Below are 19,106 nucleotides of genomic sequence, written 5' to 3'. Positions count from 1 at the left end.
CAAAAAAATCTTAAATCGAAGAGATGGATCGGGTGGATTTTTCTTTTTTGGGAAATCCTCCGATGATGGCACCCGTCACAAGAAAAACCAGAAAATCATATCCTGTGTCAATGAGTAATCTTGTTTGAGAAGTGTGGGCATAGTAAGTATGCATTGTGGAAACGAACACTGAGAAAAATAGAAAAAATAAGATAGCATATCTTGACCCTGTAACAAGCGTTCGCACTCCGGTTTGACGGAAAATCCAGGCTGTTCCCAGGGAGAGAAAGATGGAGGAGATGATTCCGGTCAGGTAAGGAACCGGATCTCCGGCACTTGCTTCAAAATCAGCGCGGGTTTTTCCGAGAGATTCTGCCCACGCACCACCCAAAATACCATAATAGGCCGCACCAATGGCTTGTTGCACTAATACCGAAATGAAAATTGCGACTGAATTCATAATCCTTCTTTCCTAACCTTCGATTTTGTAAAAAAGATTGGGGACCGTTTTATAAAAAAAACAATCAAATTTTCAGATTTAGCTTTGCTGGCAAATGAAAGTAGTGGATACGGATAAGAATCTATGAGCAAATTGCAAACTTTCCTAAAATACTTCGGACCTGGGCTAATGTATGCCGGCGCGGCGGTAGGAGTCTCCCATTTGGTGCAATCCACAAGGGCGGGGGCGGTTTACGGTTACGAACTGCTCGGTGTAGTCATATTTGCGAATATCATAAAGTTTCCATTTTTTGAAATCGGAACCCGTTATACGATTGTTACAGGTAAGTCGCTTTTGGACGGATACCAGAATTTAGGAAGATGGCCCATTTGGATTTTTTTCATTATCTCTTTCGGAACCATGTGTGTGATCGTGGCGACTGTAACGCTTGTTACATCCGGATTATTTGCAACGATCCTCGGAGTTGAAATCCAACCTTGGTTGCTTTGTGCGATCATTTTGGGTTTTTGTTTTTTGTTACTTGCCGTCGGTAAATACTCAGCTCTGGACAAGTTGATGAAATGGATCGTAATCGGTCTTACCATCACAACCATTCTCGCAGTCTTCTTTTCTTTCTTTGCAAATGTTCCCAAACTTTCCACTCCCGCAAAAAGTTTTTCCTTATCGGATGCTGTGGATGTTTCCTTTTTGATCGCACTGATGGGTTGGATGCCGATTCCGATTGAAGCCGCAGTTTGGCAATCGGATTGGACTTTGGCCAAAAAAGAAGAAAACGGCGGGCAACTTCCTCCCATGAAATGGGCGTTACTCGACTTCCACATAGGATATTGGGGAACGACCGTTCTAGCCGTCTTTTTTCTGATCTTAGGATCGAATATGATGTACAATACGGGAGGTCAATTTTCCACGAATGCGGTTACTTTTGCATCCGAACTGATTCGTCTTTATACATCGTCTCTGGGGTCTTGGGCTTATCCTATTATTTTGCTCGCTGCATTTTTTACCATGTTTTCCACTACACTCACTTGTTTCGATGCCTATCCCAGAGTGGTGGCGAATGCAAGCCAGAGAGTGATTCCCAGGTTAGCGTCTGTTTCACGGGAAAAGCTTTACTGGATTTGGATCGTTGTGGTGGCTTTCGGGTCTGTGGGGATTTTGGCATTTTTTCTTACCAGTATGAAGGGACTTGTCGATTTCGCGACGACGGTTTCTTTTTTGAATGCACCGATCTTAGCTTTGATTCATCATTTGATTTTATTCGGAAAAGACATTCCTAAAGAACATAGACCTTCTCCTTTTGTGAATTTGCTTTCCTGGTTCGGAATTGTTTTTCTATTCGGATTCTCCATCTATTTCCTTCAGGTTCGTTTCTTTTCCTAAAGAAGAATGAGAAAGACGAAAGATATCTTTCTTTCTCTTTCTCCCGTTCTGTATCTACTGTGTTTTATTTTTCTATTTAGACAAATTTTCACTACGGACCCTTTGTACGGGTCGCACCAACTATCACTTGTTTTGGCAGGAGCAGCTGCCATCTGGCAAAGAAGACACACTCATCACGCCAAACAGGCGTTTTTACTTGCTTGGAAAAAGAATTTTTTATCCGTCTGGCCCGCGATGGAAATTTTATTACTCGTAGGGATTTTGATCGGATCCTGGGCGGACGCGGGAGTGCTTTTTTCCATGATTCGATTGGGAGTCCGGGTTCTCAGTCCGGAATTTTTTTTGCCGGGAGTTTGTCTGATTTCCGGTATTGCTTCCCTGATTTCCGGCTCTTCCTGGACCACTGCCGGAACTTTGGGAGTTGCACTTATGGGAGTGGGCCAGGTTTTGGGGGTGAATGAATCCATCTGCGCGGGAGCAATTGTTTCCGGATGTTATTTCGGTGATAAATTATCTCCCTTATCGGATACCACCAATCTTGCTTCTTCTCTTACCGGCGTTCCCATTCTCGATCATATCTTTCATATGGCAAAAACGACCGTACCCAGCTTTTTTGTCGCATTGGTGTTGTTTTATGGTGCGAATTCATTTGCGGTTGCCGGAGGTACCACATCCGGCACTACGGATCTGGGATCTTTGGGTTTCGGTTCCCCGGAAACGGACGGTTTTGCCGGATTGATCAATCCGAGTTTGATTCCCATCTTACTTGTATTCGGCGCTTCTCTACTCCGTGTCCCTCCCAGATATTCTCTGTTACTTGGGATTTTTTCCGCCAATTGGATTTCCTTCGGTTTAGGACATAATATCGGATCGGTACTTACCTCGCTCAGTTTCGGATTTGAGTCCAAAACCGGAAATGAAAGTCTGGACCTTTTGTTAGGTGGTGGTGGAGTGAAAGCGGTTTTCCCGACGGAATGTTTGATACTATCCGCAGTATGGTTTGGCGGAGCTTTGGAAGGTTTGGGGTATTTGCAGGAACTTTTGCATTACTTGAGAAATTGGATACGGAAAAAAGCGGATGTGTTGCTTGCTACCATGGGGACCTCTTTTCTATTGAATCTTACCACTGCGGATCAGTATCTGTCTCTTGTGATTCCCGCCCGTGCTTATCGGAATCTTGCGGATCATTACGAACTCCCTCCCAAGGATGTCTCCCGTGCTTTGGAAGATTCGGGAACGATATCTTCTCCTCTCATTCCCTGGAATAGTTGCGGTGCTTTTATGGCAACTTCTCTGAAAGTCTCTACTCTCGGTTATTTGCCTTTTGTGTGGTTCAATCTCATTCATATAACGTTTGTTATTTTTACTGCGCTCTGGAATAGAAAAAAAGAAAAATAGTTCGCCTTAATGACCGATTCGTTCGGGTTTTTCACCTAACGGATACTGAATCGAACCGTTTCTTGCTTTAACAGCTAACGATTTCCGGTATAGTCTTACCTATGTTACCGAAGATCTCCAACGAAGAAATGTTAGCTTGTATTCTGCAGGCAAGAAAAGACAAAAAACTCGAAAATTTGATGGCGAAGCTACCGATTTGGATGGCGGACAGATTGGCTAAAAAGAGAAGAGTGACCGAAGACGAAAAGTCGGAAATCCGGCTTGTAGTGATTGAGACTATGGATAAGATCTGGAAGCTTGCCGGCAAATACGATGAAGCACAAGTATTGGGCTTTTTTGTTACCTACACATTCAATTTATTTCGTAATTTGCAGAGGAAGAATGGTGAGATTCAAACTCATAATAAATTATTGGAACTTTGGAAGGAAGAACAGCCCAATTGTATGCATTCCGTACATTTTTGGGAAACAAACCGGGATCATTTATATACTCAATTGGACTCTCTTCCTGTTTTGACCTGCCTAGTAGTATGTTTTCAGTATGACCTTCCGATTCTAAATCAGCGCAAAACATACTTGGAATGGAGATTGGCGGAGATGGGGAGGGAGTTTTCCGATTTTCAAAGGATTTATGATAAGAAAAAAGAGGTCTGGCTTAGGCAGTTATGTTTGTTTGAAGAAAGAGTCTTAAGATATACACGACTTCTCTACCAATACCCTGAATCCGAGAGAAGAAAATGGTACATTCATAAAAAGAAAGAGTGGATGCGCCAAAGAATGAGAGTAATGAATAAAAGTTTTTTCTCAGAAAGAGAAATTGCTCGCATACTGGGTATTACAAGGAAACTTGTCCAGGTACATCAGGCAAAAGGTATATTGTCGCTACAATTGAAGGCTGGAGATTTATTGTACTGTGCATAAAAATTTGCTTTACAAAGCCGATTTTTAAAAGAATTTTATCGCGTATACCACCTTCCGAAGGGTTATGAAAATCAAAGTTACTAGTAAAAACGACGTGCACATCATCAAAATTGAGGGTGCCATCAAAGCCGGAAATGAATTTGAACTTTCTGAAAAGATCGAACAATATATAAAAAAAGGGCAGGTTCCTAAATTTATTATTGATTTGAAAAAGGTTCCTTTTATCAATTCCGCCGGCTTGGGAACATTTTTAAATATATATAAACATATCGATGGGCTCAATGGAAGACTTGTATTCGCCAATTTGAATTCTGATATTGAAAACTTAATGGAAATCACCAAACTTTCCAGTGTTTTTGAAATTTATAAAACTCTGGAAGAGGCGGAAGACTCTTTCGAATATTAATTCTTAGCGAGGCGATTCTTGGAGTGGGTTCCTTAATTCGGGAAACAGTTATCAGAATCGCCGAAAAGAGGTGGTTTCGCCTCCTCTTCTTTCTATTCCTATTCTACAAACTTATCTTCAACGTTTTTACCGCGGACTTTGTCGTTCCCAGAGTGGTTTCCCGATTTACGGAATCCACTCTCTCCTGCAATTTCAAAACCTTTTCCTTGTTTTTCGGGATAGAAGCGGAATCGATCGAATTAAAAACCAAAGGTTTGTTTGACGGAGAAGTTTTATTCCAAACGAAACGTCTTGCCGTTCGTTATAATTTATTATCCTTATTATTTTTAAAATTGAAGGTTTCCGAAGTAGCGATTGAAACCGGAAATTTATTTCTGCATGAAAAAGAAGGGGTTTGGAACTTCAACACTCTTGTCAGACCCTCCGCCACAAAAGTAAAACCTGTCGAAAAAAAATCCGAACCTTTGGAAGAGATAAAAACTTATTTACCGTTGGTTGCTGAAGCTCATCTCCATGTGGATTCCTTTCATGCAAAGATTCTGAAAGAATCGGAAAAAAGATTTTCGGGAGAAATATCGGATCTTTCATTTCGATTGGATTTGGAATCCAACAGATTTATTTCCATTCCTCTCTCCGTTTCCCTTTTGGATCAGATTGATTCCTTTTATTTTTCTTTAAATCCGGATAGAGCTCTTCCGATTGAATGGGATTCTGAAGATTTGAAATGGAAACAAACCTTACCGGTGAGTATTCTTTTGGATTGGAAACGGGCTTCCGATCATCCTGTATTTTTGTCTTCTATGCAAATCGGCTCCGACGATATCAATTTCGAATACAAAAACAAACCGATTCATTTGGGAGCATCTCTCGGCAACAAGATAGAATATTTTCCCGAAAAAGATCAGATTCAGATCGAAACATTCATTCTGAAAATCATGGGAGATACCTGGCTTTCCATCAAAGGGGAGGTAAGCGATACTTTTCAGGACAAACGTTCCGTAAGTCTAACCGTAGGGGAATCGAACGTTCAGCTAACGTCCCTTAATCGAACTATCTCTCAATTGAAAGGCCTTGTTCCTGAAATAACCCTGGGCGGCGAGATTTCCTTACAGGGCACCTTCGTACAAGGATTGTGGAATTCTCTCAGCGTATTTTTAAATCTACAGGCAAAGGATATTTATTTTTCGAAGGCAAATGCGAAAGCGCATAAAGTTCCGAAAGCAAATATAAACTTACTCGCCAATCTGAATCCAGCTTCCGAAAAAGAAGCTTCCGCCGCAAATCCGATTCCTATTTTAAAGGATCTTGATATTAAAAATTTCGATCTAGTTTATAACGGCATCAAATTATTGTTAAGCGGCAGTATCAAAAGTGAAGAATCCATTTCCTTGAATGCTCATTTGGAAGATTTGAATTTATCGGATTTTTCGAATGCGGTAGCAGGCAAAACAAAAGCGGATATCTCAGTAAATGCCAAAGACTTTGCAAATCTTCCCGTAAATTTGGACGTTGTGATCGACGGATTTCGTTATTCTTTGGGTCGTTCCCGTTCTCCTGCTTCCCGTTTGACTTTGAACGGAGATGTGATCGCCCGATTTTCCAAACCGTTCGGAATCAGCTCCGTTGAGGTGAGTTCCGTTTCCTTGAACCAAAAAACTTTAACTTACGGAAAGGCGGTTGAGTTGAATCTAACGGGGAATCTAAGTCTGGGGGATGAGATTCATATTGTTGCAAATCCTCTCGGCTTGAATCTCAATACTCCGAATCTATTATTGACTTTGCCGTTAGTTTTAAAGGAAAAGATCGCGCCATTGCAAAATGTTTTGGGAACGGATCCTTCCATCAAAACAAAGTTAGATGTGACTCTGGGAGCAAATACCCAGAAGATTAAAGCGAATTTATTTGCGATACTGCCCGGTCTGGAAATCAAAGATCTCAGTCTTGTTACGGATGTAGTGATCCAAAAAGGGAAAGAACAAAAGATTTCCATCAATCAATTCCAAATTTCCGCATTTCAAAAAACAATCATTATGAATCTAAAAGGCGGCTTGGAAGAAAGGGCGAATGTTCCGAATCCTCCTTTCGGTTCTTATTTTGCAAGTCTTGATGCGGATATTAAATTGCATTCTTCGGAAAGAAAGTATCTATTGAAAGGGATTTCCTTTTTGGGAGATATTGCTTTGAATGCAAAAGCCAGGGATTATGACATTAACGGTAGTTTGGTGTCAAAGGCGAGTAGCTTCACATATACGAACAATCTGTGTCCCGGCGCCAATTGTAAGGTATTTTTTGCGGAAGATATCAATTCGGATATTCCATTTCATCACAATCTTGCTTGGAAAAAACAAGATAGTTTGATCGTAGGCGATAAATCCGTATTTATTAAAACTTACGGAAGAACCCCTCCGCCTAACCTTTCAATATCGCAAATTGTAGGCACTCATCCTTATATTGCGGATGTTCCTTTCGTATATGTTAAAAATCAACCTGGTTTTCCCGGACTTTCCGCACGTATCGATTATAGGGAAAATTATGCAACGATCGAAGAATTAAAGGCATATACTTTGGACGGAGTAGTTCTCGGCAAAAATATAATCTTCAACGTCGGTGCGGGTGAACCCAAAGATATGGAATTTCGGGGAAATATTCAGATTCGGGATATCGATTTAAAACAATTGATGCCTCCTAAAACCCGCGATAAGATTGACGACGGGAAAGTGAAAGCGGATCTAAATCTTTCGGGAAGGGATCTGACGGAACCTGTTGCCAATCTCGATTTGTTTTTTTCCATTTTTCAAATCGGAAGTGATTTCGGGAAAAGCGCATTGAACGTAATTTCCACTCAAAACTTTCTGATGGATCGTATAACGGATAGTTATTCGGTTAATAAAATAGAAGTATCACTTTCCAAAGGTTTGGTCTATGCGGATGTATTCTTCAGAAGATCGTTACTTTCTCTTTTTGCAAACTTGGAAGATAGTAAAATCTCCCAACAACGAATGCCTCTTGCTAACTTTTTGAAACGAGCACAATCCGAAATCCAATCCTACCAATGAGGGACAACCAATGATTCGTATCTTACCGGTTTTTACTTTTGTTTTTTTAATCCAATGCCAGGCCTTAATCAATTTGAAAGTTCCTCCCATTACGATCACCAACGCGCAGACAGCCGCCGAAAAACAGATGGTAGGCGAAGATAGGGATTTGGAAAAAGACGGATGGCTTGTGTCGTCGATTCAGTCCTCCTCCGGCGGATCAGGAGGAAACAAACAAATCAACGCTTCCGCAGGCTCCGATTCCGACTTGCAGGGAAATTTGCTACGCATTCAATATTTAACACCGGAAGTAAAACGTTATAAAATCCATGGAATGGTAGGAGAAGGCATCGGAGGGATTTTAAAACTCAACCCGATTGCAAACACTTCTCCTTTTTATTCCCAATATGAAAACCCTGCGAAAAAAAAGAGAATTGAAGACGTTATTTTACTGATCAATGAATCCAGAAAAACGGTGATTGAAAAACAGCTGGAAGCGGAAAAGAAAAAGGGGAAAAAAGAAGAAGAGTTGTCCGCTTTTCGGTCCTCTCTTATCGATTCTTATCAAAAATCCGTTTTAACGGGAGAATTTTACGAAAGTAAACCCGGAAAATGGGAGCGAATGTAAATGTATTTTCGCATTCTTATCGTTTTATTCATTTCCGTATTTTCCTTTGCCTGTTCTCTTTTTCAAAGGTCGGTCAAGATAGCACCTGTTAATTTCGATTATAAGGGAATTTCCAAAAACTATTTTTCTCCTTCTCAGTCGAAACCTTTCCCTCTAACGGTGCAAAGGGGAAATAACTTATACAACTCTACGACCGCCGACGGGAAGTATCTGTTTTATGCGACCGATCAAAACGGAAATTTTGATATTTGGTTCCGGGATTTGGAAAGTTCCGTTGTTGTTCCGGTCACAAATCATCCTTTCTCCGAATCTAAACCCGCAATCTCACCTGATGGACGTTATTTGGTTTTCGTATCGGAAGAATATGATCCCGATGGAGATATTATTCTTTTGGAAATGAATCTGGAAGAATGGATTGAGGAATTGTTGCAAGGAAATCGGTTTCCTAGCGAAGATTTTGTCAATCTCACCAATCCGAATGCGCGCAAAGATACGAACGGGCAAAGAGTAGTGGATACCGATCCGATTTGGTCTCCCGACGGAAAATTGATTCTTTATGTGACGGATCGATTTTCGCCGGGGCTTCCCAATTTGGCACTCATTGATCCTAAAAAACCCGAAAAGCCGGTTCAGCTAACGAAAGAAGGTGGAGTGAATCCTTCCTGGTCGAAAGACGGTTCTACCGTTTATTATCTATCCTATAGCGATATTGCAAGCGGAGAAATTTACTCCTTGAATATCGTTACTTCGGAAAAAAAAAGAATCACTGTCGATGATTTTTTGGATTATTCTCCGACGGTGGATTTCAAGGGGAATTTTCTTTATTACTCCTCGATCCGAAAGGATACGAACGGGAATGGAACCTTGGATGAACGTGATAATAATTTTTTAATCATGAAAAGCCTGAAGGACGGAACAGAAAGAGTTCTTTCGTCGGGAGAGTCTTCTTATTTCGATGTGAAATACTCCTCGTTTAACGGTGGTTCGATTTTATTTTCCGCACCTTTTTACAACTCGATCAATGTATATTTTTTGCCTGAAAATGGTGCTGTTCCCAAACAGAATTCCATTTCGGAACAATATCAATATGCGAAAGGTTTTGCGGAAAAACAATCTCCGGATTCTTACTTTTTAGCTTTGGATTCGGTTGAATTGTTTTTTTCGGACGATCCTCTTTACCCTGTTTACCAGGCAAAGGTAAAATGGATCAAATCCCAAGCACTTCAGGGAGTGGGAAAAACAAACCTAGCCAAACAAATTTTACAATCCATGGCCGACGTGGTTCCAAACGGGAATACTGCTTATGAAAAAGGTTTGGGTAGGTGGGAATTGGGAAATCCTAAAACCAGAAACTCGGAATTGGAAAATTATATCTCGAAAATTTCCGGTCAAAGTAATTCTCCCGATGCTGTTCCCGGCCTATTGCATTTGTTAGCTGATGATTATGAAAAAGCAAAAGATTTTAAAAAAACTTTCGAAATTCTGAATCGAATTTATTCGAATTATCCGGCCTATCATCAGATCCATGAAATCAAAAGAAGATTGGGCGGTTATTCTTTTTATGCGGATTCGCAAACTCTTCCGGATGTGTATAAGGAAATTTTCGAAACTTGGGAGAAAGAGAAGATCCGTTTTGAAACCAATCCTAAGGAAAAGTTTTCACAGGATATAATCCGTGACCTTCGTTATGTTTTTGAAGATATTCAGACCAAAGTGGAAGAAGGAAGAAACTATGTAGAGTTAGGTGCTTGGGCGGATAAATTGCTTTCCGTTCCCGAGAACCAAAACATAAGATTGTTCAAAACGTATTTGCAGTATGTTAAGTCGAAGACCTTGGCATCGGATCGCAAATACGCCGAATCCAATGCGATTTTGGATTCGATCATTCCCATACCGGCAAATATAGATTTGGAACCACAAGGCCAACCTTCCGTTTTTGAAATGATTCCTTTTCAGTCCGTCTATAAAAATCCGGTTCTTTTACGGGCAAATTTGCAGAAGTATTATAACGAAAAGGCTACCGGCAATACTTCCAATGCACTTCGTAATATGAAGATCTATCTTGAGTTTTATGATCCGATTTTAGGTGTGGATCTGGGAGTAGAAGAGATTCAAAATGCTTTTTTCTATTTTGAAAATAAGGCTTTGGAATTCGAAAGACTGGGAAATCTTTTGCAATCTTCTTTTCACTACTTCTTCAACAATCAGAATATGTTTCTCGTTAAAACGAGAAATTTATACCTCGACTCGCTTTACAAAGAATATGCGGTCTATTACCAAAGAAAAATGGTCGATACGATCTTCGATTACGGTAAAAAACTGAGAGAAGAAGAGGAGAGTGCTCTACTCAACCAAATCAATATCCTTGGCAAAGATAAGTTGAATGTGATTGGAAATATTTCGGATATAACTTCGGTCGTAACCGACAATAAATACCTTCGTAGTGTGGTAAATATAAAGGATTTTGAAAAAATCGAAGTTCTTTCCAGTGAAGCACTTCGTTGGACTGAGCTTTATTACAAACAATCCGTTCCCCGTGCAAGGCCTTATTTGGACTTGGCGACACTTTACGGATACGCCTACTTTCTGATAAACAAATATGTTATCTTCGAATCCTACTATTATGCCACAGGCACGATGACGGACGCCAGAAAGAAAGAGATATTGGAAAATTATAAGAAAGCGGAATGGGAATTGAAATGGATCATTTTTGCAGATCCTACTTATTACGACGCCTATCAGTTGCTTGGTTGGTTATATCAATATGTGGATTTGATTAAGCTGAGAAAGGAAGATCCTGCGGGCGAAACGGATGAAGAAAAATATCTTTCTCTTTATAAGAAATATTTTCCTGAAAAAAATCTGGAAGCCAATGTTGAATTATATACTCAAATTCTGGTATTTTTGGGAGATTCTTATCCTGATTCCAAAGTTGTTTCCGATTTGAATTTGAATTTAGGAAACAATTATTTTTTGCTGAACAATTACCCGAAAGCAAATGAAAGTTATACGACAGTGGAAGGTGCGAGTAAGTTTTTACTTTCCAAAAATCAATTTGAAGAATACAGACAGGAAGCGGTCTTTCGATATAATTTCGGTCGTTCGCTGATTTACCAAGGACAGTATAAAAAGGCGATCGAGCAGTTCGAAAAGTCGATTGATATTTATTTTAAAAAGGAGTATTACCAGGCAGTTAACTCCGCCACTTCAGAAGATAACCAGTTCAACAGGGATCGCCTAAAGAATGTTCGGTCCAAACTGGCTTTATTGTTTTCATTGAAAGGATTGTCCGAATTGGAAAGTCAGCGTTATACGGATGCATCCGTGTCGTTTCAGACTGCAATCGCTTATAATAACGAAATTAATTTTGTAAATCCGGTCAATCTTTACAATTACCTTGCAATCGCATTTCAGAAATCCAGTCGCTTCCGGGACTCGTATGCGATGTTGGATCTTGCAGAAAAGGAATATCAAAAGGAAAAAGAAGGATTTTGGAAGAGAGTTAAAAATTGGTCTCCCTGGAATCTTATTTTGCCGGACAGCGTTCGGGTGATCGGAGAGGGACGTTTCCCGGGTGATTTCCCAACCGATTTTAAATATCTTTTAACTTTGGGAATCCGAATTGAAAACCATATTGAACAGAAAGAATTTTCCATCGCCTTAAAGGAATTGGAAAACAGAAATAAATTCATACAGGACAGATCCCTTCATAAAACGGTAATGGGTTCCAATATACTTGCGAAATCAAAACAAGTGGAAGCTCAAATTCATTACGAAAATAAAGATCATGTTTTGTCGGTTGCTTCTTATCAATATCTTGCCGATTTGGTTTTGAAGAACGGAACAAAAGCTAGTAAGGAAAAGGCTTTCATCGGTTATACATATTCCGTTTTCTCTTTTGTTGAGGCAAATACGGAGAATCATAATGTTTCCAGGGAAGCTTTAAAAAATCTGATTTCATATCTAGGCAAATGGAAGGAATCTTCCGCTTCCGACTGCGAAATATCGGAGTTATGCGATGAAAAATTCAGATCGGAAAATATAGAATACGATATAATGCTTGGCGGCGCCTATTTTTATCTGGGTGAGCTTGATTCTTTGGATTCGAAAACACAAAGTGCACAGGAAAATTACGCGATAGCCGCAGGGTTATTGGAAAACCCCGGTTTTGTGGATCCTAAAAAAATTGGTTTAAACACCGACCCTTTGTCTAGAAAAGAAAGGGTTCGAAACTTGCACAACCTTGCAACTATTTATTTTAAGTTAGGTGATATTTCGTTATCCGAACGAAAATGGAAGGAAGCCTACGAACTTGCGTATGAATTTCGTTTGGATGATGAGATTTTTTGGTTGAATGTTCTGAAATCGGAAATTTATACTTCCGATTCCATTTCGAACCGCAAACAGGAGGTTGCCTCGGTACTTAAGACATCTATTTCTGAATTGAATTCTTCCTGGAAAAAAAGACCCGAACTTCGTTTATTTGCCAAACGTTCCCGACTGGATCGATTTGTTAAAATTCTAACGAAGTATTATCTACAGACAAAGGAGTATGCAAGTCTGCTTTCGATTTGGGAAGAAAGAAGAAATGTAGATTTATTCAGGGAAACCATAGGAGCTCAATTCGAATTTGAAGATTCCAAGTTGAATCTTGCTTATGCGGACTTGGTGAGCTGGGTAAAAAATTATAAGAAATTAGTCGTTTCTTTGGAAGAGAAAGCGCAAAACCGGGAAAATTTGGATTCTTTGTTAAGTTCTCAAAACTCAGAAGTCCAAAAATTTCAGTCCTTATTGGAAAAAGTAAATTCGGTAAGTCCGGAAAAAATTTCTTTCTTTGATCCATATCACAAAAATTATGCGAAAGAAGGTTCGGATTGGATCGCAATTTTACATTTTTCCAATCAGAATTATTTGTTTAGGTTTGCAAATGGCAAACTGGAAGCGGAAATCTGTCCTAGTCCTCTTTCAGGGGATACCTGTAAATGGAATCCTGCTCTCGGAGATAAGTTGCTCGTTCAGGTTTTGGGAAATGAGTTTTCAAAGTCGGATACGGTTCGGGTATCAAAATGGGTAAAGGCGAATTCTCCAAAAACAACTGTTAGTTTTATATACGATAGAAATCACATTCCTCTTTTTTCGGAAAGAAACGAGAGAAATTGGAAATGGGTGACACTCCTCACCGAAAAAACGGATAAAAAACATCCTTCGCAAGTCAGACAAAATATTCAAAATGAATTGGGACCTTTGTTGTATGATACCGATATTTTGGTATCTGATAAGGAAAGATCATTTAACGGGAGTTTGTTCTCCGATTCGTATTCCGAAATTCTACCTTTAAGGGAAATCTTTTCCGCCTCCGGATCGGAAATTTCGATGGCGGCTGTTCCTTTGGAGAATATCAAGAACGGAGATTGGCAAAGATTCGGTTATTTATTCGAAGTTTTGCGTTCCAAAAGGATTCAAAACGTAGTTGGTTATTCAGGTTCCGCTTCTGAAAACGAATTATTATCCGGCAATCCTTCCTTATCCGTTCTGGGAAATTCGGAAAATATAATCATTCTCGGAAATTGGGATAAACGCGTTTCAAATAAGGAACTATTGTCTTCCAAAGCAAAAGAACTCATCCAAAAGGGATTTGCCGAGGAAAAAGAAAAAGACTTCAATGAAGCGTATAATTACTATTATACGGCTTCCACTTTGCTCGGCGACAACGATCCGAAATTGCCTGAATTGGAATTGCGTTTGGCAAAACTGAAAGTGGAATTATTCCCGCAGGTGGAAAAGAGAAAATTCTTTGAACCTCTCTGGAAACGTTATGACAATTCCGATTTCAGAAATAGAATCCGATATGAATATTTGGTGAGTTGTCTTTCCGCAAAAACTACCGAAGATTGCGGGGATTCTTCCTCCGATTGGAAAGGGCCTAATTCCGATGTTTTTGCGAAAGCGATCGGTTTTTACAGTAAACTTAGAAAAGGATCTTCGAGCGGACTTGCCGAGTTTAACCAAGCCAGAATGGAAGTTGAAAAATCGGAAGATCCGTTTTTGCAGGCGTTTCGTATCGGAAATCTATATTTGCAAAACTACCTGATTTACGAAGCGGAAGGCGAATTACAAAAGTTATATGCTTCTGCCAAAACCGCCAAAGAGAAAAACGTAGTAAAGAATAGAGAGCTTGAGATTCTGTTTCATAGAGGGTTTTTATTCGGTGATCAGAAGATCTATCTGACAAATCTTACCTCCACGTCCGCTTATAGTTACGGATTTAGAAAAGACTGGAAAGGTTATGATGAAAAAATCAATTCCCGTGAATTTACTAAGTTCGGTTATGCGGATTCCATTTATGATCAATATCGTCGCAAACTTTACCAAAGTTGGAAGGATCTGCAAATCAAAGGTTATTTTGATCCGTTTGTTTTGACTCCCGAATTTTTAACCACGGGTGATTCCGTGTTAAGTAAACTTTCCCATTTGAATAGAACGCTTATGTTTTCCCTCATGGGCAGTTCCGTCGGATTGCAAAAAAAGAATGAAGTCAACTCACTTGTCGATTTGATTTTGCAGGAAGAAAAACAGGAAGGGCGTATCATGAGAATGATCACCTTTCAATTATTTTATGCTAAAAAGCTATATCTTCGGGGAGATTCGGAATCGGGAGATCGTTATCTTAAGGAATTCGAATCCGCCTATGAGAAGATCGGTTTCGGAAATAAATTTTTGGACGAAGAATATCTGGATCTAAAATGGAAGGTTGGTCATATTTACGGAAAATCAATTCCTCAAAATGTCCTTAAAACAAACGAGTTCATTCCATATTATACAAAGATTACTCAATCGAATCCTTCCTCCTATATCGGTTTTCTAAATGAGATCGGAAAACAGTTTAAAAACGAATATTACAGTATAAATCTTCGGGAAGAATGGGAATTTTTGATTTTGCATATGTTGAAACAATCCCTTGCAAAGAATTCTTCCGAAGTTTTCTTCGATGTTGCGATGGCAAGAGATCAGTTGCTTGCATATGACGATCGTTATTTGGGTAAAAAAACATTCGGGAAAATGATTCCTAAGTTTTCGGAATTAAGCGAAAGGCTTAAGAAAAAAATTCCGGAGAACCAGGATCTTTCCGCTTTGATTGATGTGGGAATAAAAACCTATTTGCTCGGATTTGCAGGAAATAAATCTTCCGGTCGGGAATTTTTTGCGGACAATCGTGAAATCAATAAGGATATCATGAGATATTTCCTGGAGTCTGAGGCAGGCGGATTGGAAACGCTGCTCCGAGATGCGGTATCCGATAAATATAAAAATTCCTTCCGGCTTTCCAAAGGGAAGAGGCATTATATCTATCTTATCGGTATTCATTCCAAGGTTCCGATTCAATTACCGGATTTGGAATATTATTATCTGGGAAATATTCCTAAATTTTTAGATTCTCCATCCGTAAAAAAATCCGTCTATACCGCAAATTCATTTAACCTCGGTTATATTGATGATAGTCCGAGCGTAACTCCAGAAGATAAGATTCTGGGAGATTTGACTGTTTGGGAAACCGGTGCAAAAAAAGGAATCGATTCCTCTCTTTTGGATTTTACAGGAATCGATTGGAGTCCGGATCATTTTATCAGTCTCGGAGGAGTGCCTATTGCATCGGATGATGTTACGAAAAGAAAAGGGCAGATCTTTTATTCGAATAATAGAATGGGAACTATTTCTTTTTATTCCAATGATTATTCCGTAATGAGTTATCATTTGAGCAATCGGACGGACGGATTGTTTATGCTTCATTCAGGAACACAACAAGGGCTTCATAATATCAAATTTGCAAAAAAATATTTTGAGAAATCCGAGCTTCCCAAAGCGGCACAGATACGTTTGGAAGAGGCGAAAGAGGAAGCCAGAGTCATGGCCCCGGAAGATCGTTATTGGACGGGGTTTAAACTCTTCACTTCCCAGTTGATTGAGGATTGATCTGGATTTTTCCGCTTTACATTAAAGCAAGTTCCATTTACTATCAGGAGTGGAACGATACTTTGTTTTTACATTATAAAGTTCCATTGGAAGTGGTCCGAAAACTTGTGCCTAAAGGTTTGGATATTGATATGTATGAAGGTGATGTTTGGGTTTCTTTGGTTGCATTTACAATGGATAAAGTACACCCTGAGTTTCTTTTTTCTTGGGAAAGACTCTCCCGTTTTCATGAAGTGAACTTCCGCACTTATGTCATTCGGGATAACAAACCGGGAGTCTATTTTCTCAGCATTGAGGCCAACAACCGTATATCTTGTTATTTGGCGACCATGTTGTCCGGACTCCGTTATCAGTATCAGAAGATAACCAGGACAGTATCAAATCCTGAAGGCGAGGATGAAATTTTTTCCTATTTTTTCCCCGAGACGAAATCGCTTAATGTGGAATATCGACTTGTTTCCAAAAGCCGGAATGATGACAAAAAATCCAAGTTGGATGTTTTTCTTACTGAAAGATACTGTTTGTACAATGAAGAAGGGAATCATCTTTTTCGGTTTGAGATTTATCACGAACCTTGGCAATTAACACCGGTTCGCCTTCGCTCTTTGGAAGCAAATTACTCCGTCGGCGGCATGAGTCTGGCTCAAGTTTCTCCCGATCTTGTTCATTATTCTCCCGGAGTAAAAGTAAGCGTATGGGGAAAGGAAAAACTTTAGGATTGTAAAAACTTCTTCCTATCTTCCGAGGAAAGTTGGAATAATTCATGCACCAGTTTGTGGAATGTTTTGAAATCTCCTTTTGCTTTTTCAAATAAGGCTTCAAACGAATCTTCTCCGGAATGATATCGCAAAACACCTAAAAAATCCTCGTTATTCCATTCCCGTTTTTGAAACTCGATGATTTTTTCTTCCGGTATGAATTTCAATCTGACGATTTCCATTTTGAATTCTTCTATGATCTTTTTTTTTCCTATGAGTTTTTCTTCCTTAGGAATTTCCTTTTTATAAAGAGAATCCAATTTCAGTGCATAATTTTTCAGGATTTTTAAAGAGGAAGCCCTCGTATTTTTTTCCCGGAAAAATTCCTTGATATGCGAACTGTCTTTTCCTTCTTTTTCGGTATAATAAGCCTCTACTCCTTTTCCCTCCACAAAACTGGCGTAAGATTCGTTCAAGTCGCTATCTCCGGCCAAGTAGGCTGTCGCATGTGCCATTTCATGAAATACCAAACCAACCAGCCGATGATCTTTCCATGTTAGTTGGGGTGACAATACCGGATCGGAAAACCATCCCAAAGTGGAGTAACCTCCTATGACACGAACTCTTGTATCATAACCTTCTTTTTTCAATTCTTCGTTCAATTCTTCCGCGTAGTTTTTATCAAAGAATCCTTTATAAGGAACAGTGCCTGCGATGGGAAACCACCATGTATAGGATTCGAATGCAAGTGGAGAAGATGCACTTACATTCCAGCCGATTTCATCACGATCAAGCATTGTGAAGTATTCGAATCCGCCCTTTTCATTTAACGACAGTTTGGAGATTGCGAATTTTCGGGCCTCTTGGATCAGTTTTAATTTTTCCTTGATTTTCGGTTCCAGGTGGGGAGATTCCAATACGGATTCGATCTTTTCTCTGCCCAAAATGATTTTGGATTGTTCTTTGCCGAGATGAAATAAGTAGGGAATGCATTGGATTTGGGTAAATAGAATAAAAAAAACGACTCCCGAATGGATTTTCTTTTTCGTTAGACAAAGAAATTGAACTGGAGATTGTGGGAGGTAAGTTGGCATTGTATGGAAAGAAAATATCCCATTCCGCCTGTCGTCTACATTAACTTTGGGTTGGTATTCGTCTTACTCGTAGCGATTTTCTTTCCGGAGATCCGTTCTTCCGTTTCCAAAATTTTCGCAACTCCAAAACCGATTTCTTCCGGAAAACAAAGTCAGGCCATTCAACTTCAGTCGAGTTTTCGAAATGTGTACAGAGTGGCACAAGCTTTTGTAGTCTCCATTCGCACCAAAAAAACAGAAATGATTTTTCATCCTTACGCTTTCGGAGAAACGAAAGATGAAAGGATCTCCTCTTTGGGAAGCGGCTTTATCATTGATGAGAGGGGATTTGTAGTGACCAACTACCACGTGATCAAAAACGCCGAGATCATTGAAATCATTATGCCCGACGGTCGTATCTTTCCGGCACGTTATGTGGGAAGCCATGAAAGGGCCGATATTGCACTTTTAAAAATACCGAGTAATGACCGTTTTACGCCAGCTTTTTTAGGCAATTCGGATGAGATAGAAGTAGGGGACTGGGCGATTGCGGTAGGATCTCCATACGGGTTGGAAAAAACTTTTACAGTCGGAGTGGTCTCTGCCAAATCCAGAGAGGATCTGGACGAAACGGGACAAACCCACATCCAAACCGACACCGCAATCAACCCCGGATCGAGCGGAGGCCCCCTTTTGAATATTTACGGGGAAGTGGTGGGGATCAATCGGATGATTCGTTCCGCTTCCGGTTCCAGTTCCGGAATCGGATTTGCGATTCCAATCAATTATGCTAAAAAAGTCCTTCGCCAGATTGAGCAGAATGTGGGGCAAAATATCCGTCCTGCAACTCTCGGGGTGATGGCGACCACTCCTCTTCCCGACCACCGCAAATCCCTGGGGATTCCCAAGGATACAATCGGAGTGCTTGTCTACGATATTGAGCCTACCTCGAGCGCCGAAAGAGCCGGGCTTCGCCGTTACGACTTTATCAAAGGCGCAAACGGAATGATGGTGCATAATATAAACGATTTGCGCGAACAGGTGGGCCTTGTGGGACTGGGGGGAGTCTTACGGTTGAAGATATTGAGGGATACCCAAGAGTTGGAATTATCCGTGCCTCTTGTGGAGACTTCCTATCGCAAAGGCCCGTGATTTTTA

At 40.0% G+C, this 19,106-nt stretch carries 11 protein-coding genes; 9 read left to right on the top strand and 2 right to left on the bottom strand.

All coding sequences use genetic code 11. The annotated features are described in order from the left end of the window. Nucleotides 1-10 precede the first annotated feature (10 nt). Nucleotides 11-439: a DUF1761 domain-containing protein gene (locus tag DI077_RS13410; RefSeq protein WP_109020370.1), complete on the bottom strand. Its 429-nt coding sequence runs from the start codon at nucleotides 437-439 to the stop codon at nucleotides 11-13. A gap of 123 nt (nucleotides 440-562) precedes the next feature. On the opposite strand from DI077_RS13410, the gene DI077_RS13405 reads away from it, so the two are divergent. The 8 genes from DI077_RS13405 (at nucleotide 563) to DI077_RS13370 (ending at nucleotide 16,893) form a co-directional block, all read left to right on the top strand. Beyond that, nucleotides 563-1,819, top strand: coding sequence for an Nramp family divalent metal transporter (locus DI077_RS13405; protein ID WP_109020369.1), 1,257 nt, complete (start codon nucleotides 563-565; stop codon nucleotides 1,817-1,819). 6 nt (nucleotides 1,820-1,825) lie between these two features. Next, the gene (locus DI077_RS13400) at nucleotides 1,826-3,217 is read left to right on the top strand and encodes a Na+/H+ antiporter NhaC family protein (protein ID WP_174705636.1); all 1,392 of its coding nucleotides are present in this window, start codon (nucleotides 1,826-1,828) and stop codon (nucleotides 3,215-3,217) included. Nucleotides 3,218-3,318: 101 nt separating this feature from the next. Further along, nucleotides 3,319-4,137, top strand: coding sequence for an RNA polymerase subunit sigma-70 (locus tag DI077_RS13395; RefSeq protein ID WP_109020368.1), 819 nt, complete (start codon nucleotides 3,319-3,321; stop codon nucleotides 4,135-4,137). 64 nt (nucleotides 4,138-4,201) lie between these two features. After that, nucleotides 4,202-4,543, top strand: a complete 342-nt coding sequence (locus DI077_RS13390) for an STAS domain-containing protein (protein WP_002989181.1) — start codon at nucleotides 4,202-4,204, stop codon at nucleotides 4,541-4,543. 23 nt (nucleotides 4,544-4,566) lie between these two features. Next, nucleotides 4,567-7,599, top strand: coding sequence for an LIC_11026 family protein (locus DI077_RS13385; protein WP_109020367.1), 3,033 nt, complete (start codon nucleotides 4,567-4,569; stop codon nucleotides 7,597-7,599). A gap of 10 nt (nucleotides 7,600-7,609) precedes the next feature. Next, nucleotides 7,610-8,206 carry a DUF1318 domain-containing protein gene (locus tag DI077_RS13380; RefSeq protein ID WP_109020366.1) on the top strand — a complete coding sequence of 199 codons (597 nt, stop codon included), beginning with the start codon at nucleotides 7,610-7,612 and terminating at the stop codon, nucleotides 8,204-8,206. Continuing rightward, nucleotides 8,207-16,177 (top strand): biopolymer transporter TolR, encoded by a 7,971-nt coding sequence (locus tag DI077_RS13375; RefSeq protein WP_242935201.1) that lies wholly within the window; start codon nucleotides 8,207-8,209, stop codon nucleotides 16,175-16,177. Then, on the top strand, nucleotides 16,174-16,893 hold the full coding sequence (locus tag DI077_RS13370; protein WP_109020365.1) for a YqjF family protein: 720 nt from the start codon (nucleotides 16,174-16,176) through the stop codon (nucleotides 16,891-16,893). The genes DI077_RS13375 and DI077_RS13370 overlap by 4 nt, the downstream gene beginning before the upstream one ends. On the opposite strand, the gene DI077_RS13365 is transcribed toward DI077_RS13370, so the two are convergent. Further along, entirely contained in the window at nucleotides 16,890-17,969 is a 1,080-nt protein-coding gene (locus DI077_RS13365; RefSeq protein WP_109020364.1) for an aminopeptidase, read from the bottom strand. The two genes, DI077_RS13370 and DI077_RS13365, sit on opposite strands and share 4 nt — an antisense overlap. Before the next feature lie 3 nt (nucleotides 17,970-17,972). On the opposite strand from DI077_RS13365, the gene DI077_RS13360 reads away from it, so the two are divergent. Beyond that, complete coding sequence (locus tag DI077_RS13360; protein WP_109020363.1) at nucleotides 17,973-19,100, top strand: S1C family serine protease; 1,128 nt, start codon at nucleotides 17,973-17,975, stop codon at nucleotides 19,098-19,100. Nucleotides 19,101-19,106: the final 6 nt, after the last annotated feature.

The organism is Leptospira kobayashii (assembly GCF_003114835.2).
GTDB lineage: Bacteria > Spirochaetota > Leptospiria > Leptospirales > Leptospiraceae > Leptospira_A > Leptospira_A kobayashii.
The sequence above is the reverse complement of the archived record's forward strand: the minus strand, read 5'-3'. Positions and strand labels throughout refer to the sequence as shown.